At 42.5% G+C, this 18,730-nt stretch carries 16 protein-coding genes; 10 read left to right on the plus strand and 6 right to left on the minus strand.

The window, feature by feature from the left end; genetic code table 11:
* Positions 1-284: 284 nt before the first annotated feature.
* Positions 285-626: an alanine:cation symporter family protein gene (locus H4W00_RS03645; protein WP_327193523.1), complete on the plus strand. Its 342-nt coding sequence runs from the start codon at positions 285-287 to the stop codon at positions 624-626.
* Positions 627-750: 124 nt separating this feature from the next.
* Here the strand turns inward: H4W00_RS03645 and H4W00_RS03650 are convergent, their stop codons facing one another.
* A complete protein-coding gene (locus tag H4W00_RS03650) occupies positions 751-2,388 on the minus strand; it encodes an electron transfer flavoprotein-ubiquinone oxidoreductase (RefSeq protein ID WP_209958863.1) in 1,638 nt (545 codons plus the stop codon).
* Between the two features lie 772 nt (positions 2,389-3,160).
* On the opposite strand from H4W00_RS03650, the gene H4W00_RS03655 reads away from it, so the two are divergent.
* From H4W00_RS03655 to H4W00_RS03670, 4 genes are all read left to right on the plus strand, one after another.
* Positions 3,161-3,817, plus strand: coding sequence for a DUF1285 domain-containing protein (locus tag H4W00_RS03655; protein ID WP_442793130.1), 657 nt, complete (start codon positions 3,161-3,163; stop codon positions 3,815-3,817).
* Between the two features lie 287 nt (positions 3,818-4,104).
* Entirely contained in the window at positions 4,105-5,055 is a 951-nt protein-coding gene (murI, locus tag H4W00_RS03660) for a glutamate racemase (protein WP_209956283.1), read from the plus strand.
* 168 nt (positions 5,056-5,223) lie between these two features.
* A complete protein-coding gene (locus tag H4W00_RS03665) occupies positions 5,224-6,234 on the plus strand; it encodes a DUF4062 domain-containing protein (protein WP_209956284.1) in 1,011 nt (336 codons plus the stop codon).
* 246 nt (positions 6,235-6,480) lie between these two features.
* The gene (locus H4W00_RS03670; RefSeq protein WP_209956285.1) at positions 6,481-6,777 is read left to right on the plus strand and encodes a hypothetical protein; all 297 of its coding nucleotides are present in this window, start codon (positions 6,481-6,483) and stop codon (positions 6,775-6,777) included.
* A gap of 187 nt (positions 6,778-6,964) precedes the next feature.
* Here H4W00_RS03670 and H4W00_RS03675 read toward each other — a convergent pair whose 3' ends face one another.
* From H4W00_RS03675 to msrA, 4 genes are all read right to left on the minus strand, one after another.
* Positions 6,965-8,464, minus strand: coding sequence for a lytic murein transglycosylase (locus tag H4W00_RS03675; protein ID WP_209956286.1), 1,500 nt, complete (start codon positions 8,462-8,464; stop codon positions 6,965-6,967).
* A gap of 348 nt (positions 8,465-8,812) precedes the next feature.
* The gene (gene tmpT / locus H4W00_RS03680) at positions 8,813-9,535 is read right to left on the minus strand and encodes a thiopurine S-methyltransferase (protein ID WP_209956287.1); all 723 of its coding nucleotides are present in this window, start codon (positions 9,533-9,535) and stop codon (positions 8,813-8,815) included.
* Positions 9,536-9,870: 335 nt separating this feature from the next.
* On the minus strand, positions 9,871-10,584 hold the full coding sequence (locus H4W00_RS03685) for a DUF1499 domain-containing protein (protein ID WP_209956288.1): 714 nt from the start codon (positions 10,582-10,584) through the stop codon (positions 9,871-9,873).
* Between the two features lie 145 nt (positions 10,585-10,729).
* Positions 10,730-11,251: a peptide-methionine (S)-S-oxide reductase MsrA gene (gene msrA / locus H4W00_RS03690; protein ID WP_209956289.1), complete on the minus strand. Its 522-nt coding sequence runs from the start codon at positions 11,249-11,251 to the stop codon at positions 10,730-10,732.
* 300 nt (positions 11,252-11,551) lie between these two features.
* On the opposite strand from msrA, the gene cmoA reads away from it, so the two are divergent.
* The gene (gene cmoA, locus H4W00_RS03695) at positions 11,552-12,304 is read left to right on the plus strand and encodes a carboxy-S-adenosyl-L-methionine synthase CmoA (protein ID WP_334684988.1); all 753 of its coding nucleotides are present in this window, start codon (positions 11,552-11,554) and stop codon (positions 12,302-12,304) included.
* 66 nt (positions 12,305-12,370) lie between these two features.
* Positions 12,371-13,474, plus strand: a complete 1,104-nt coding sequence (cmoB, locus tag H4W00_RS03700) for a tRNA 5-methoxyuridine(34)/uridine 5-oxyacetic acid(34) synthase CmoB (RefSeq protein WP_209956290.1) — start codon at positions 12,371-12,373, stop codon at positions 13,472-13,474.
* An 88-nt stretch (positions 13,475-13,562) separates the two neighbouring features.
* Here the strand turns inward: cmoB and H4W00_RS03705 are convergent, their stop codons facing one another.
* Entirely contained in the window at positions 13,563-13,781 is a 219-nt protein-coding gene (locus H4W00_RS03705; protein ID WP_209956291.1) for a DUF2788 domain-containing protein, read from the minus strand.
* Positions 13,782-14,383: 602 nt separating this feature from the next.
* Between H4W00_RS03705 and argS the strand changes: the two genes are divergently transcribed.
* The 3 genes from argS to H4W00_RS03720 all read left to right on the plus strand — a co-directional run bounded on the left by argS (position 14,384) and on the right by H4W00_RS03720 (position 18,475).
* Positions 14,384-16,213, plus strand: a complete 1,830-nt coding sequence (gene argS, locus H4W00_RS03710; RefSeq protein ID WP_209956292.1) for an arginine--tRNA ligase — start codon at positions 14,384-14,386, stop codon at positions 16,211-16,213.
* A 161-nt stretch (positions 16,214-16,374) separates the two neighbouring features.
* The gene (locus tag H4W00_RS03715; protein WP_209956293.1) at positions 16,375-17,208 is read left to right on the plus strand and encodes an SPOR domain-containing protein; all 834 of its coding nucleotides are present in this window, start codon (positions 16,375-16,377) and stop codon (positions 17,206-17,208) included.
* A gap of 172 nt (positions 17,209-17,380) precedes the next feature.
* The gene (locus H4W00_RS03720; RefSeq protein ID WP_209956294.1) at positions 17,381-18,475 is read left to right on the plus strand and encodes a PTS transporter subunit IIC; all 1,095 of its coding nucleotides are present in this window, start codon (positions 17,381-17,383) and stop codon (positions 18,473-18,475) included.
* Positions 18,476-18,730 lie beyond the last annotated feature (255 nt).

Raw genomic sequence — 18,730 nt, forward strand, 5'->3', positions numbered from 1 at the left:
AACAAGACAGAAATTTTATAGCAAATTTATTTTTAAAGATTTAATAAAAATTGGATAACGATTAATTAATTTAACAATTGTCTATTAATAACTAATTAAAAAACCTTTTAAAAGTTCAGTAAAAATAATCGATGAGATAAAGTCTGAAACAGTTAACAGTTAACAGTTAACAGTCATATTGTCAGTTAAAATGTAGCGACGTAATAATGGCTATTTTCTTTATAAATACTTTGATTGACTTGTAAACAGTGATAAGTAGATAAAAAGCAACATAGATCTCATTTATTGCTAATTATAGTTATGGTGAGTCTAACCTCGAATTTATCTCTGGTGCCAGAAACGCTAAAGTAATGATTATGGTTTTCCGTTTCTTAGTGCTTGGTATGGTATTTATCGGGGCAGTAGCCAGCCTACCGGCTATTTGGAACTTTGCAGACTTATCAATGGGATTGATGGCATTAACTAACTTAGTGGCTATTGTGCTCTTGTCACCCGTGGCGCTTAGAATATTGCGTGATTACGAGCGGCAAATCAAGGAAGGCAAGACGGGTGAGCAAATTAAATTTAACCCCGATGATTTTGTTAAGCTTAAAGATGAAGCTAATCGAGAGGCATGGAAAGATTAAAGTAAACAGCTATAAAACAGTTTAGACAAACAAAAACCCCATTCATAGTGAATGGGGTTTTTGTTTGTTGCAGGTTAATAGTAGTGAGCAATTGTTTTATAAATGCCTAATAACTGTTTAACCATTACATATTAGGATAGTTAGGACCGCCACCACCTTCAGGTGTGACCCAGGTAATATTCTGTGACGGGTCTTTAATATCACAGGTTTTGCAATGGATACAGTTTTGCGCATTGATCACAAAACGTGCACCTTCAGCATCTTTGACTACTTCATATACCCCAACTGGACAATACAAACGTGCTGGCTCAGCATATAAGGGTAAGTTAATGGAAATAGGCACAGTAGGATCGGTTAATTTTAAATGCTTCGGTTGGTTCTCAGCATGGTTGGTATTAGAGATAAATACCGATGATGGTTTATCAAATGTCAGCTTACCATCAGGCTTCGGATATTCTGGCTGATAGGCATAGTTAGCACGTTCTAACTGATCATAATCACGTAAGTTATCATGAATAGTCAGCGGCATTTTGCCACCCAACAAGTTTTGCTCGATGAAATTAAAGGCGCCTCCCATCCATGCACCCATGCGATGCATGGCCGGAGCAAAGTTACGACCTTCATAGTTATCTTGATATAGCCATGACTCTTCATACATAGTGCTATAGGCAACCACTTCATCGTGCTGGCGCTCAGCTTGCAGTGCTTCAAAAATAGCTTCCGCTGCTAGCATGCCTGACTTCATTGAAGTATGAGTGCCTTTGATCTTAGCAGAGTTCAAGAATCCTGCATCATCCCCTACCAACACACCACCTGGGAAGGTGAACTTTGGTAACGAGTTCAAACCGCCTTTAGTAAGTGAACGCGCGCCATAAGAAACACGCTTACCTCCTTCTAAAATATTACGAATGAGCGGATGCAGTTTTAAGCGCTGCAACTCATCAAACGGCGACATGTAAGGATTAGAGTAGGACAAATCGATGACCATACCGAAGCTAACTTGATTGTTTTCATCAAAATATAACCACCAGCCACCAGAAGAGCCAGTATCGGTTAATGGCCAGCCTGAGCCGTGCATCACCACACCTTGCTCGTGTTTTTCGGGGTCAATGTCCCACAACTCTTTTAGACCAATGCCATAATGCTGAGGATCGCAATCTTTATCAAGATTAAAGCGGCTGATTAAGCGCTTGCCCAAGTGACCACGGGAGCCTTCGGCAAAGATAGTATATTTAGCTAATAATTCATAGCCAGGCTCAAAGCTAGCTTTGGCATCACCGTTGGCCGCAATACCCATATCACCAGTCAATATACCTCTTACTGAGCCGTCATCGTTGTATAAAATATCGGCAGCAGGAAAGCCTGGGAACATCATAACTTCCAACTCTTCGGCTTGCTCTGCCAACCAGCGGACCACATTGGCCAATGAGACAATATAATTGCCTTCATTATGCAAACTGGCTGGAATAACGGAGTCGATAAGCTTAGTCGTCTTAGTGGCTGACCCTAGCATATACACGCGGTCTTCAATCGCAGGTACATTTAAAGGGGCGCCTTTTTCCTTCCAGTCAGGTATCAGCTCATCTAGAGCACGTGGTTCGATAACGGCACCAGATAAGATATGCGCACCAAATTCAGAGCCTTTTTCGACTACAGCGACCATAAACTCGTCATTGCCTGCTTCTATAGCCAGCTGACGCAGACGGATAGCCGCAGACAAACCGGAAGGACCGCCACCAACGATAATAACGTCGAATTCCATTGACTCACGTTCAATTTCTGGTTCTGGAGCAACTTCCGGCTCTGGAACAGCTTCTGGCTCTAGGACGATAGTTTCAGGCGTTTTTTCAATAACTGCTTGCTCAGTAGATGGTTCGTCAACGGCTACCTTTTCAACACGCTCTGTATCAAGATCTGCTGCATTGACGTCAGTTCTTTCAATAGCAACATTTTCAGCTGGGACTTCTGTCGTCTGTTCTGCGGTCACTGAGTTTGCTGACTCTACCGTTTCTGTTGCGTCAGTGTTGACAATATCAGCATCAACGACTGGTGTTTTCTTGTCTTGCTCTTGCATACCTACTCCTAAACTTTTAGTGGCTTATCTCAGGGCATTATTAGCATAACAATTAAATAATAAAGCTTGCGACGCTACCTTACCTCAGATATATGGCTGCCTGATAAAAACTGTCTTTGCGGCATCAATTGACAACGTTACTATTGAAAATTAGCATATGTGAAAATTAATAAAGGGGATTGTAGAAACACATAACGTAAAGAGGATAACTAAAACAACACCTACGTGGCTATTTCAATAAAAGGTCGTTACTCATTATAAAAGAAAACTACTACAAACACGATACGCATTTGTGGGTATCAGTGTTAAGGTGAAATTAATATAATGGCTGTGCAATTAAGCTACGATTTTATCATACCCCAAACTAAAATTAATAGTAACACTCGATACGCCAAACTTTGACCAATAGCTAGGAGATTGTATGATGACTGATCATACTCATAATGTGGTTAACAGCACCATGAATAAGACGCAAGGCTCACAGGACTTGACGTCCAGCTTAGACAATGCCGATACCCTTAGCCAATATATAAAGTCTGCGGCAGGAGTAAAGCAGGGACGTGCAATACCGCCATTAGAGGATTGGCATCCTGAGCAAGTCGTTGATATGGATTTAGTGATAAAAGCCAATGGCGAATGGTGGCATGAAGGTGGGCATATGACTCGTGAGTCATTAGTCAACCTATTTGCTACTGTCTTATGGAAAGAAGAACAAGATGGTGTTATCGAGTATTTTTTAAAAACCCCAGTGCAAAAGTTACGAATTCAAGTAGAGGATGTGCCGCTACTGATTAATGATGTTGGTATCATTACCGAAGGAGATATGCGTTGGTTAGAGTTTACGACTACCACTGGTGATGTGGTACGTTTAGATGAAAAGCATCCGATTACTCTGGCGACTTACCAGCCTAAGGACAGTCGACTCCAAGATAATAAGCACGAAGAAACACCAGTACGCCCTTATATGCCCATTAGAAACGGACTAACCGCACTTATCGGCCGTAATACTTTTTATCACTTAACCGAGATCGGTGAATTAACGCAGCAAGAAGATGAGACTATATTGACTTTACAAAGTGGTGGACAGTCTTACTTGCTATCAATGCCGGCTAGTTAACGCTACTGACTTAAACCAGATGAATAGTAATTAGCTACCTTAATTAGCTACCTATTGGGTGGCAGTTAGTTGTTACAGTCGATTCAATTTAAAAGAGATACAGCGCTACTGTAACAAACGTTTCGTAGGCTCGAAGCCCGCTCGCGAACAGCCCACAAGAAAAATTTATACCAGTGGCACATTGTGAGTTGAGGTATTTAAGCTAAAATATACGAAATTTAATAAGAAAGGTCCAAATGACGCTATGTTTATGACAGTATGTCTATTACAAAATCGGTAAATTGACTATGAGCATAGCTGAAAACAAAGTAATCAATGATGTAACTATCCAACCAGCTGCGTTTAATACTATTTATACGGCAGCTTTTAGTGAAATTGTTATTAATAGAGACCGCAGCGCCCCGATTGGCTTGTTTGACTCTGGCGTTGGTGGGTTATCAGTTTATTTGCATGTGGCTCAACAACTTCCAGCCGAGCGTTATATCTATTATGCTGATACCTTGCATGTGCCATACGGTGACCGTGATAGCCAAGAGATTGAGGTATTGACCTTAATAGCAGTAGAATGGCTGTCTCAGCAAGGTTGTAAATTGATCGTTATTGCCTGTAACAGTGCTTCAGCCTATGCTTTGGATGCTGCCCGGCGCTGTTATCCGCAATTGCTTATTGTGGGCTTAGTACCCGCCTTAAAGCCTGCGGTATTGGCCAGTAAAAGTGGTCACGTAGCAGTATTAGCCACCAAAGCCACTCTAAATGGTACCTTGCTCAATCAAGTTATTGAGAATATTGCCCAGCCAAACCAAACGACGGTTACTAAGTACTTCGATCCACAGCTGGTACCGTGGGTAGAGGCAGGCATGCCAGAAAATTCTGAAACTGCCCAGCGCTTACGCCAGCAGTTAACAGAGTTTGCTCGCAATGGTGTGGACCAATTGGTGCTAGGCTGCACGCATTACCCGTTCTTTAAGCCGTTTTTGTTGCAAGAGATTAAGGAGCGACAGTTATCTATACAAGTTATCGACTCAGGGCAAGCAATCGCTGAGCGCGTAAAAGAGCTACTGATAAAGAACCAGTTAATGGCCCTACCTGTTAGTAATACGGATAGTGAGAGTTCAGATAGCAAGGGTACAGACCTTCGACCTTCTTTAATCTTTTATGCCAGTAAATACGATGACAGGCTTGGTATGCTGATTCAGCGTCTGCTGGGTAATAAAATACGCTTGCAACAGCATTTTTAGCACAGTCTGTGCAAACTAGGAATGACTCGATATTAGGATGACTCTATATAAAGTATGGTCAATAAAAATAAACAGCGCGCATCCTAATAAGACTATGCTAGGCTAGAACTTTCACAAGCAAGATACTTGTGTGTTATTGCACGTTACTACCTGAGCGTAGAGGTTATTGTGCCCAACCGTCGCTATCATATCCACGTCGTATGTGCTGCCAACGATCAACCGTTGGTTTTAGACAGGTTGGCGATATTTTTTCAAGCACGAGCGTTTTTAACTTACGACGTTTCTAATAAATTACCGCGAGCTGCACTATACGGCCGCCAATGTATTGACGCTTGTGATTACGCATTAATGGTAGTTGGTGACAGTTATGGCACTAGCCAAAGTCTGGGTGTCAGTCAAATGCATCTGAGCTATCTAAGTGCTAAAGCTAAGCTCAAACCTTTGTTGATACTGATTAAAACTCATAATGGTGGTACGGAAGTCAGTCAGCAATTAAAGGACTTTACCCGTATTGTCCAAAAGCATGCCAAGCATATTTATTACTATGATGAGGACACTAATATTGAGCAGCTGCTCAGTTACGCCTGTGATGATATAGCCGTAAATTATCAAGTAAGAGATGGATGGGTAAGGGCGAATAAGAAACTAGCAAAACCTGACTCACAGGCGATCATCGCACAGTATGCTGCTGCTTCATCTACGAGCAGTAGTACGACTATCAAACCAGACAGTCGTTCAGCTGAAAATGGTGTCATTGCGGGCAGTCTGAACAAGCCGATTAAATTAATAGACGCGTTCACTATCCAATATAGTGCTCAAGCTTATGAAGACGGTAATCTGACAGATATCACTAGGTCGCTGACTTTAACGTGGCAACAGGTCCTACAAGCTTTAGTAAAGATACCAGCGACTTTTTCAAGCTATAGTCTTCAAAGCTGTATCAATAATTTGATCGCTGCTAAAGCTGAGCAAGATATTAAACAAGAAATGCCCAATGTGCATGCCGTTTCACGCTATAAAATTGCTCAAAACGATTTAAACAAACTACAGCGTATAATGGTCGCTGCTAACTGGATTCAATTGACTACCTACGGCACTCGAGTATCACAAGAAATGTGGAAAACAACCTTTTATGCCAAAAGTTTATTTGCAAAGAGTCAGCAAACAATGTCTCATTAATAATGAGGTCTCAATTATAAGTAACCTGTGCCCATCACTACGTTTTGTAATACAAAGCCTACGTGCTGGCAGTTGTTAATCTACTGTAAACTGGTAATAATGAAGTCTATTAATAGGCTAGTAGCAGCTTAGTTGTTATGAAGATCTTGATAGAAAAGGCTGGTTGATATTGACCACACATAGCGATATCAAGCTCCGTTAGTGCGAAAAATGCACCATAAATATTGACTGATTGAGGAGAATATAATGAGCAACTCTAAAAATGACGAGTTAAAGAGTGATATAGATAAATTAGAAGAAACCATGCATGACGCCGATCAGTTTCATACGTTGGAAGAACAAATAGCCGATATGAAACGCCGTGGTATTGATCCCAGTAAGGCCTATAATGACTGGGATGATAAAGAAAAAGAGGATTGGGGCGATGACACTTGGAAAGAGAATGGCAAATGGAAACCAAAAACACCTGCAGATCTCGATGACAAAGCACGCGAGAACTGGGATGGCGATAACGGCAAGCCCAATCCACCGCCTATTGTTTAAGTGCCAAATTGCAATCTCAAGCTGACTTACTTTGACCGTTATAAATATCAGAATATTATTTATAAACCAAGAAAAGTAAATAAAAAACCACGTCTACATTGACGTGGTTTTTATTATTTATAGCTTAGGATTAAGCTGTTCAGTACGGGAGTATCTTAAATTCGGCCATAATACTAAAAAATTTCTATTAAGAACCTTCATCAATACGTACTAAGCTCACGGTACCATTAACATCAGTAACGCGGCGATAGCGTACGTTACCGGAGCTTGATGGCTGAACCGTTGCTGGCTGAGCTGACGATTGAGGTGAATAAATGCTAGGAGCGGTGGTTTGCCGCTGAATCAATTGGCCCATGCGATCGGCAGGTGCTGGAATTAAAGGTTGGCTATCAGATGGTTGGCCATATCGGTTGCCATACTGGTTAGTATACTGCGAGCGACTAGAAGCAGAATTACCAACGATTAAGCGATGAAACTTTTGACCCGCACGACCATCGGCTGGAAAGATCCCACGGCTGGATTGATATTGTTGAATAGCTGTGCGGGTATTATCGCCAATGATGCCATCAACGCCACCAATATCATAGCCAGCATCTAATAACGCTTGCTGAATGTCTCTAGCTTGCTGGCGGCTGATCCCTGGGTCATCAGTTGGCCATGCTGTTATAAAGTCAGTTTTGCTACTATCTTCTTTGGTAATTAAATCCGATAAATGAGCGATTGCCAATGCGTAATTTTCTGAGGCATTATAGGAATAAAAAGTGTCGAAGTTCCTACCGACCAAAAATGCAGGGCCACCTTTACCGGCAGGCAATAGCAGTCCGGCGCTACTGAGGTCATAGGGGAGTGGACTACCATTAGCAAGGGTTAGACCTTGATCACGCCAATGACTCATTGACTTCTTATCTTTACGATCGGACACTGCCCAATATCCGTTAGGGAGTGTGACCTCATAACCCCACGCCTCACCTGAACGGTAACCGCGCTTCGCCAGGAAGTTTGCGGTAGAGGCCAACGCATCGGGAACGTTATTGACTAAGTCGCGGCGGCCATCGCCATCAAAGTCTACAGCCAAGTCCAAAAAAGTCCCAGGCATAAACTGCGTTTGGCCGAACGCGCCTGCCCAAGAGCCAGTCATATCACTGGGACTGATATCACCGTTTTGGACAATTTTTAGCGCATTGGCATACTCACCGCGGAAGTAGCTTTGGCGACGATCAAAACAAGACAGCGTCGCTAATGACTCAAACAATGGTTTTTTACCTAAGGTCTGACCAAAATTTGACTCCACGCCCCATACGCCCAACACGTGCTCAGCTTTTACACCATAGCGTGATTCAATTTCTCGCAGTGTATCTGCCCATTGGCGCTTGGCACGGATACCATCTTCTACCCGTTCCTTATCAACTAACGCTGACAAATAATCCCAAACGTCCTTTTGAAATTCAGGCTGATAATTTAATGATTGAATAACGCTAGGATCAGGTGCACTTGGACGATAACGCTCAAAGGTCGAATCGGATATATCGCTAAATTGACTGCTGTTTTTAAGGGTGCTTAAGCATTGTTGTAGCTCAGCATTGGATAAGTTCGGCGCTTCTGGTCTGGCGGCTTGGGCAGTGCTGGCTAGACTTAAGCCAATAGCAGCGCTCAGTAAAGAGAGGGTAGATAAGTGAGTCAAACGCATGAAAATATCCTATAAACATAAGTGGTGGCAAGGCCGAAAATAATATCAAAAGTTCAATATGATGAGACTGGTTTAGAGTAACCAATATCAACAATAAAGAAAAGGTTTAGGAGTACTTAGTTACCATAAGCTGACGCAGGGTCAAGGTAAGGGAGAGAAAGGGTAAAGTATGGCTTAAGGAAATATTTTGCAGCGCTCACAACAACTATGGCGTCTATGTGACTGTAAGTGTTATATGGATTATAAACTTAGATCAATGAATTCGCCGCCATTCTTATATTAAAAAGCGAGCTCAAATATATCATTAACAAGTTGACTTAGTGAGTTATCAAGTTATGAGTAATATCATTATATTTTCTGTTTTCGCGCCAATAACCAAACATGCTCAGTTACCACCAAATCTGGCGCGGCGTTCAAAGTTGACGGCTCGCCCTCAAGCTCAGTAATCTGGTAATGATTGCCATAATATTGCGCAACTTGCTCGCTACTGATCGAAAATGGTGGGCCATTGCGTTCGTTTTGGTCATAATTGAGCGTTAATAGTAATTGTGGCGCATTGCTACTAACGTTGCCTATAACATTGCTGCTAAGCTGCCGCACTTGTTCGCTATATCTTGGACACATATCTGCTGGCAAGGCGATTAAGGCTGCTCTATCATAAACCGCATCAACTCGACCGATGTTATCAGGTGTTAGCGCAAAAATATCAGCAACCCATAGTTCTATTATTTGACCGGATAGCGAGCCTTGATAACATTTAATAGCTGGGCTATTAGTATGCTCGATAGCTGTGTTTTGAACAGCTATATTTTCAATGACTGTAGGCGAGATATTATGCTCAGCGAAGAATTCTTGAATGGCTGACTCAACAAGCTCAACCCCAACCACATCGTAGCCTTGGCTCGTTAGCCATACCATGTCGATTGACTTACCGCACAAGGGTACCAAGACTCGACTACTAGCCAACAAGTTTAGAGCGGTAAAGTATTTAAGCAATAATGGATGCACTTCTGGCTGATTAAAACCGATGCGCTTATTTTGCCAGCGTTCTTGCCAGAATTCAGGGTTCATTATTGCAACCTTTATTGGTGATAGTTGTTATTGACAGGCTTTGTAGATATCGATGGCTTCTACAAGTTGGCTTTGCAGATAGTTATAGTCAATGAAAAGTAGTATCGATACATAACCTACTGCTGGTATAAGTTTTTCTTGCTTGCTGTGCCTACGCAGACAGAGGCTGCAAAAAGCGTATACCAGCAGTACCCTAGCGTTTTTAAGGTGTTTTAACTATATCTATATTTCAAAAAACGGAAGTTATCAGCTTAATACTAACATTATAATAGCCAACAAAAAGCCAAGCACATTGACACTTGGCTTTTTTTTCATATTAAGTCTTTATATAAATACTACTCTGCTAGTACAGTGTCTAGCTCTTCAATTAAAGTATGAATGCGTGCTGCATTTTTACCTAAATCGCTACCACCAATACGTGATTTACTTCGAATATCGACCAAACGTTCGTTACCTTGATCATTAACACGGACGATTACGTCGTCTTCGAAACCAAACCAGGTTGACGTATGTGTCGCTTCAATAATTCCGTTGCTAGCATCCGCATTTATTAGTTCCCAGCCTAAGTTTTTAGCAGCTTGTTCAACAGCACTCACTAACTCAGCTTTTGGTTGCGAATAGTTGAGGGTTTTAAGCTCCGGATAGGCTTGACGTTGTTGCTCTGCACTTGCTTCACCAGCATACTCTACCGGATTTGGGGCATTAGCGCGCAGTGGTGCAATAGCCACAAATTCAGGCGGGTTTACTAAGTCGGTTGAAATATCATGAATGGGCGGTACACTTTTGGCGGTATTCATCATACTAAGGGGCATTGCGATAGAAAATACAGAAAATACAACCACTATCGCCGAACTGCCAAGCGTCATCGTGTCACGTTTCAATAAAAATTGTAGTAAAAGCAGCACCAGCGCTGCAATACCGGCATATACCCCAAACTTAAACCCTGCAAACGCAGTACCTAAATCGACAATACCAAATTTATAAAGAGGGCCTGGTAATACGACTAGCAATAAGGCGATTAAACTTATTAGAGTAACTAAAACTTTCATCAAACTTCTCTATTATCAGTTAACTATTCGACCCATTACGGCCGAGTATAAAACACGCCTTGATGATCATTATCCGGCAGCAATAGCTATCATATAGCAACTATCACTGAATACCCGGCATCTTTGTTTTTAAGAAAATACTATTTTAATCAGTCATATATTTACTAAACTCTTTACGAAGTTTAGCAAGTTTAGGTGGGATAGCAAAGTTACAATAGGCTTGACCGGGGTTTCTATTAAAGAAGTCCTGATGATCGTCTTCAGCCTTATAAAACTCTACAGCAGGATGTACTTCAGTGACGATATCAAGCCCCATGTCGCGCAGCTTATTAATAGTGCGATCAACAGTTGGTTTTTGATCTTCGTCTGTATAAAACACGACGCTGCGATATTGACTGCCGACATCGTTACCTTGACGGTCTTTGGTAGTCGGGTCATGAGTACCAAAGAATACATCAAGTAGCACTTCTAGCGGTAGAATAGACTGATCAAATTCGATTTTAATGACTTCCACGTGCCCGCTATTACCGCCACATACTGTTTGGTAGTTAGCAGTAGCAGCTTCGCCGCCCATGTAACCTGAGACCACCGACTGTACACCCTTGAGTGATAAAAATACTGATTCGGTACACCAGAAACAGCCACCGCCTAATATAATGTTTTGCATAAGATTGTCCTGTTATTATAAATACGAGGGGTTAAAAATTCGTTGCTTAATACGATGCATTTAGCTTATCAGCCTACAAGCTGCCTATTAGTAACAAACAGTAATGTTATAATACGGCTTTATTAAGCATATAGCCCCTAAGGTATACAAATAATTCGCTAAATAAATTTAATCAAAGTATTGCGCCATAAAAAAACGAGCCATTTCATGAGTCAATCTACTTCCTTGCCAGCCGCAGCCATTCAAAGCGATACCGTTAAACACGATACTATTAACAACGATACTATTAACAACGATACTATTAAACACGATACCTTGTTCACCACGCCACTGGATAAAGCCGCACGTTTTTCTTTTGACGAGCAAGTGGTGGCCTGTTTTCCGGATATGATTCGCCGCAGTGTGCCAGGCTACGGTCAAGTGCTCGCCATGCTGCCGATATTTGCGAGGCGGCATGGTAAGTATCGCCAACAAAATGACAGTGGTCAACGGGTCAGCCGTATTTATGATTTAGGCTGTTCTCTTGGGGCGGCAAGTATGGCGCTTGCTGGCGAGTTTGCGCCACATGACTTACAAATTAAAGCAGTGGACATTTCACCAGCCATGACCGCTGAAGCCAAAACCTTATTAAGCGAAAACTATCCCGAACATGATATTGAAGTTATCACGGCTGATATCAGAGATATTGAGCTTGAGCCTTGTGATATGGTGGTTTTGAACCTAACGTTGCAGTTTTTGCCAGCAGTGGATCGGGTGGCGGTATTAGATAAGATTTACTCAGCGTTAAGTACAGGCGGTATATTGGTACTGACCGAAAAGACCCATGCCTTTGATGAGCAATATGATGCTTGGCTGGTTGAGCGTTATTATGACTTTAAGCGTGCCAATGGTTATACCGAGATGGAGATTAGCGGTAAGCGTAATGCATTGGAAAATGTACTAATTACCGATACATTAGATGAGCATCACGCTCGTTTGGCTAACGTTGGTTTTGAGCGTCATCTCACTTGGTTTCAGTTTTTGAACTTTGTTTCTATTGTGGCTTTTAAATAACATTCATTATTTGAAAAGTAAATTTTTAATCTCTTCTTATTCTCCAAAATAACGGTAATTGCTTTGATGATTAATGACACCATTATCCACGCTGAACGCGAACTTTATTTAACCTTATTAGCACTAGCGCAGCAGCAGCCAATCGTCAATGAGTGGCTGTCGCTACTACCTGAATGGTTGAATCAAATTAAAGACAAAAACAACTATGCCCATGCACCAGCTTATCAAGCAGCAGTCGCACGTTTGCCTAATATATTAGCTAGTAAGGTAGATCTAAATAGCGCCACCCTGACTATGGAAGCGACTCTGAGCAACTCTGAGCGTAAGCAAACTATTGCTCTATTAAAGCAATTAATGCCGTGGCGTAAAGGACCTTTTCAGATCGGTAGCGGTCGAATTGATAGCGATGCCGTCGTTTATAGTGATAATTCTAGTGAGGATAACAGTAAGTCTAACAGTGAGAATGACAGCGAGAAAAGCTGGCCAATAATCATTGACACTGAATGGCGTAGTGATTGGAAATGGCAACGAGTTGCGCCCCATTTAGCGAGTTTAAAAGGGCGGCGCGTACTGGATGTGGGCGGTGGTTCTGGCTATCATGGTTGGCGCATGGCGGGGGCAGGCGCAGAGAGTGTGATAATCGTTGACCCGTCATGTTTGTTCTATCATCAGTTTATGGCGATTCGGCACTTCATCGGTGCAGCGGATGACTATCGTACTCATTATATTCCAGTAGCACTTGAGGCCTTACCGGCACACAGTCAGCTGTTTAATACCGTATTCAGCATGGGTGTGCTGTATCATCGCCAGTCACCATTTGAGCACTTACAACAGCTGAAAGGGCAGTTGGTTAAGGGTGGGGAGCTGGTACTTGAGACTTTAGTGATAGATGGTGATGTCAATACAGTATTAGTGCCCCAAGACCGCTATGCGCAAATGAATAATGTGTACTTCTTGCCGTCAGTTGCTGCATTAATTAGCTGGCTAGAAAAAGTTGGATTTTCAGAGGTTCGCTGCGTTGATCTAGCAATGACCTCCATTGATGAGCAACGCAAAACAGATTGGATGAGCTATCATTCGCTCAAAGACTTCTTAGATCCCAATGATCCGACCAAAACTATTGAAGGCCATCCAGCGCCAAAGCGGGCGACTCTAATTGCTAAAAAGTAGAGCCATGTAAACTGTTTGAAGTTTTTAATTTGAAATGTAGTTTGTATCATGCAGTTTGAAATTGAGTCGGCATCAAAAATAGTTGTTTTTAGATAAACCATGTGGTGAAAGCAATTTCTATTAGAATCTTAAATATAAATCCTATAAAGCCGGCACCAAGGGCCAAGAACATCCAAAATGTACCAGCGCGCCCAGCGTCAGATTGTTTGGAGAGATCCCAAATAATGAAGAATAAGAAGGCAATAAATATCGGTAATAAAACATACATACCCCAGCTGGTAACAGTACTAGCAGCAATCGCAAACATGGTGTAATCCTAAATAAAGTAGTGACATAAACTATCATTTGGTAGTTGTTTATCTGATGGCTATTTATCTGATGCTCATTTTACTGTTGGATGACTATGGTCGTAGCCTATAAAGCTACTTTACAGAAAACACATTAAATAAGCGTACTAGACAGCGGCCTATTATAGTTAGAATCAACACTAAGAAAAAACGGCATAGAAAAATGCCAAGCAGTATACCAAGGGCTATTATACTCTGGAACCAATGAGGGTTAAACCTGCCGCCAACTGTGAGGCAACAGGAACACTACATTCAGAGCGACTACTAAGTCACTTGACGCTTACAATAGATGTTAGCTAATAAATCTTAGCCATACACAGTTAGTATATGAATTTTAATACTATTTTTAGTACAAATAGTGCAATACAGTGCAAAGGTTGTTATATTTACAGGCTACTTATATTTTCGTATCATTTTATCTTTGTATGCCAGTAGTTTGATGCTGGTCAATCTCATAATAAAAAATGAGCAATCGCTATAAGCCGTTATTGACGACCCCAATGCGTGTTGATTCCCTTTTTCACCTCATTTTTATTGTTTATTTATCCGAGTTTATAGTCTTATGTCACAAGCCCAAATTGATACGTTAGCCTCATTATTTGATCATGCTGTTCAAGTGCTAAAAAACGAAGGCGCGCTACCGGCTGATTGGCAAAACAATAGCCAGATTACCCGTACTAAAGACGCTAGCCATGGTGATTTCGCCAGTAATATTGCCATGACCGCGGCCAAAGCGGCCAAGACCAATCCACGCGCGTTGGCAGAAAAAATCGTTCAATCACTGCCAGACAATAAAGACATACGCCAAGTAGACATCGCTGGGCCGGGCTTTATCAACGTATTCTTGAATGCTGAAGCCAAGTTTGCGGTATTAGGTGATATCTTCGACTTACAGGATCGCTTTGGCCTCAGCCGGCAGTTCGACGGACAAAAGGTTCAAGTCGAGTTTGTTTCAGCCAACCCAACTTCTAGCTTGCATGTTGGTCACGGTCGCGGAGCGGCGTTTGGTATGAGCGTGTCCAACTTGTTAGAGGCAGTGGGCTATGACGTCACTCGTGAGTACTATGTTAACGATGCTGGTCGGCAGATGGACATTCTAGCCACCAGCACTTATTTGCGTTATCTACAGGCTAACAGTGAAACAGTAATATTCCCATCCAACGCTTACGTAGGCGACTATGTTCGCGATATAGCAGAGACACTCAAGACACAGCATGGTAATAGTTACGTGCACAGCTTTGTAGAAATCGCGAAAGACGTACCAGCTGACGCGCAATTTGAGATCAATGCTGATGGCGAAAATGTACTGCTATCGGGTGATAAAGAAGCTCATATCGATGGTTTGATTGTCAATAGCAAGGCATTACTTGGTGACGGCTATGAGCTGTTTTTGAATGCCGCACTAAGTGGTATTTTGGCTGATATCAAAGATGATTTGAATGAGTTTGGCGTGCGTTATGAATGTTGGTTTCATGAAAAAACTATTGATGCTGATATTGAACCCGCCCTACAGATACTAGATGATAAAGGTTATCTGTACGAAAAAGAGGGTAATATTTGGTTTAAATCGACTGACTTTGGCGATGAAAAAGACAGAGTCGTACGCCGTGCCAATGGTCAAACCACTTATTTTGCCTCAGATATCGCCTATCATAAGAATAAATTCGACCGTGGTTTTGATAAAGTTGTTAACGTCTGGGGCGCCGACCATCATGGCTATGTGCCGCGCGTTCGAGCAGCGCTAATGGCGCTTGGTATTGATTCTGAGCGTCTTGATGTAGTGTTAGTACAGTTTGTGGCGTTATGGCGTGGCGATGAAAAGGTACCTATGTCATCGCGTAAAGGTGAGTTCGTGACCTTGCGTGAGTTACGTCATGAAGTCGGCAATGATGCGGCACGCTTCTATTATGTGGCGCGGAAGCCTGAAGTGCACATTGACTTTGATCTAGAGCTTGCCAAATCGCAAAGCAAGGACAATTTGGTTTATTACATTCAATATGCGCATGCTCGTGTTTGTCGGGTATTAGAAAAATTAGCAGCCAGTGGTCTAAGTGTGGATGACCTCATCGGTGCGCAGCAGCAACACTTGCTTATTGCGCCTGCCGAAGAGGAAGTAATCAAGCTACTTGCGGCGTATCCTGCTACCTTGCTGCGTTCAGCAACTGGCTATGAGCCGCACATAATGACCAACTACCTCAAAGAGTTGGCTGCGCTATTTCATGGCTGGTATGACAGCAATCGCATTCTACCCGTAAGCTTAACCTCAGGGGAGACCCCAAGCGACTCTGAGGTTGAGCTGATGCAAGCACGCCTGCGCTTATCAAAAGCGGTGCGACAGGTACTGGCCAATGGTCTAGGCTTATTAGGATTGTCAGCACCGTCCAGCATGTAGTCTTAAATATAGGCATAAAAATGCCCAAGCATTGAAATATAGAATTATAAACATATAAAGGCGCAAGTCGTCTCGCGCTTGTCAATATAACACCGGTTATAAAGACGGCACATAATATCAGCTCATAACAACTGTTAGATTCGGTAGGGAGAACGCGTTTCATGTTAGCCAAAAAACCTAAAGGTGCCACTGAAAAACGCAAAGCCAGTAGCGTGTCAGGATTATTATGGATGTTCGTTGGGGCCGTATTGACCCTTATGATTGGGGTATTTCTGTACCTTTCACCATTGTTTGACTTTAGCCCAGCTAGTTCTACTGGTACTGATCCTAATCGGCAGGTACAGCCGCGTGTTGATACTGATACTGACAATAGCGATTATGAGTTTTATGATATTTTGCCAAATCAAGAGATGGCGACTATTCCTGATGAAGATATTGGGGAGACGGATGATAGCCTAATAGGTGATATCAGCGATTTTGAACCTGATGTGGTGGTCACTCAGCCTGACGATAACTCCGCTAATCGTAATGATGACACGGGTAACTTTGGTATTTCTGAAAGTACGGTCATTGAACCTAGTCGTGGTAATAACGCTAACAATACCAGTGATAATAATGATATTGTTATCGTTGAGGAAGACGCTACTTATGACGGTGGGACACCACCTGCTGCCAGCAAAAATAACAATACTACCTCACGATCTAACAACACCGGGTCAGGTACAGGAACGGCTAGTGTGCAAAAAGCGACACCTGTAGCGACCTATATTTTACAAATCAACAGTTTTGGTAGTGCTGATGAAGCGGATCGTCGGCGTGCGCAAGTATTAATGGCTGGGGTTGATGCTAAGGTGGTCAAAAACACGACGGGTAATGGCTCGCCGATTTATCAGGTAATCTCGCGCTCGATGAATAATCGTCAAGCGGTTGCCAATGCGCAACAACGACTACAAAATAATGGCATTGATTCTATTATCGTTGAACAGCGCCGTTAAGTGTGATGCTAGGTCGTTAGGTTTAATATTAAGTCCTAAGTCACAGTATAAAAAAAGCGTCATATCGGCGCTTTTTTTATGCTATTTTTTTAGTAAAATTAATACATTGAACTGTTTTAATCAAAACTCTTAATTAGAACCCTTTATAGACACCTCAAACAAGAGTATCACCATGAACCCATCTAATACAGTGATAGCGCCTCCTAGTATTATTAAGTCATTTTTTCAAAAGTACTTTATTGATGCTTTTACCGGTATGGCTTTAGGATTGTTTGTGACCCTAATTGCCGGGCTTATTATCTCGCAAATAGGCGGTTGGCTACATCTGCCCGCGCTAGTTGCTGTCGGTAAGCTAGCCTCAGTATTGATGGGTGCAGGAATTGGTGTGGGCATAGCTTATTATCTCAAAGCACCGACCTTGGTTATGCTCAGCTGCTTAGTAGCAGGGATGTTGGGTGCACATTCTGAAGCACTTATGGCAGGAACGCTATTTATCCCGCAAGAGGCTGGTCCTGCAACTTTTGTCGCCTTGCCAGGTAATCCGATCGGCGCATATTTGACATCGGTATTTGCCTATCGCGCAGGGACATGGGTTGCCGGCAAGACCAAGCTTGATATTTTACTAGTGCCATTAGTAGTCTGCACGCTAGCGTTAGTCGTTTGTGCAGTGTTGAATCCGCCGGTAGTCGCTGCTGTGAATAGCATTGGTCAAGGTATCCAGGCGGCAACAACACTACAGCCATTATTAATGGGTATTATCATTGCGGTGGTGGTTGGTATTTTATTGACCTTGCCGACCTCTAGTGCGGCAATTTGTATCGCTATTGGGCTCGGTGGTTTGGCAGGCGGCGCTGCTGTGGTCGGCTGTGCTGCGCATATGATTGGCTTTGCGGTGGCAAGTTATAAAGACAATGGGGTCAGTGGCGTTATATCGCAGGGCCTAGGCACCAGTATGCTACAGATTCCTAATGTGCTTAAAAAGCCCATGATTTTATTACCGGCAGTTATTGCTAGTGCCATCGTTGGACCTATTGCGACCGTAGGCTTTGGGCTGGCATGTACGGCCACAGGCGCAGGTATGGGTACCGCAGGCCTGGTAGGAGTTTTTGGGGTTATTGAAGCGTCACAAGAGCTCATGGGTAGTACCCAGCTGTGGACAGCAATTATATTATTGATGTTTGTGCTACCCGCTGTTATTGCTTGGTTAGTGGCACACGTTATGCGTCGTATCGGCTGGTTGGTTGATGGTGATATGAAGTTGCCTTAGTTTTACAGTCACCGAATTGTAAAACTGATATAAAAAACATCGATGTAGTATAGTAAATCCAATTTAAAAACGACACAGTGCTGCTGTTATGAATTTTTCGCAGCCTCTGTCACGCGTGCGAACAGTAAGCAAGAAAAATTTATACCAGTAGTACGCTGACACAAATGTATCTATTTTATTTTGAACTGGCTACATAAGAAAAGCCCAGCTAGTAATAAATTGCTAGCTGGGTTTTTCTTATGTTGATTCTTATTT

The sequence above is a fragment of the Psychrobacter sp. PL19 genome (genome assembly GCF_017875835.1).
GTDB lineage: Bacteria > Pseudomonadota > Gammaproteobacteria > Pseudomonadales > Moraxellaceae > Psychrobacter.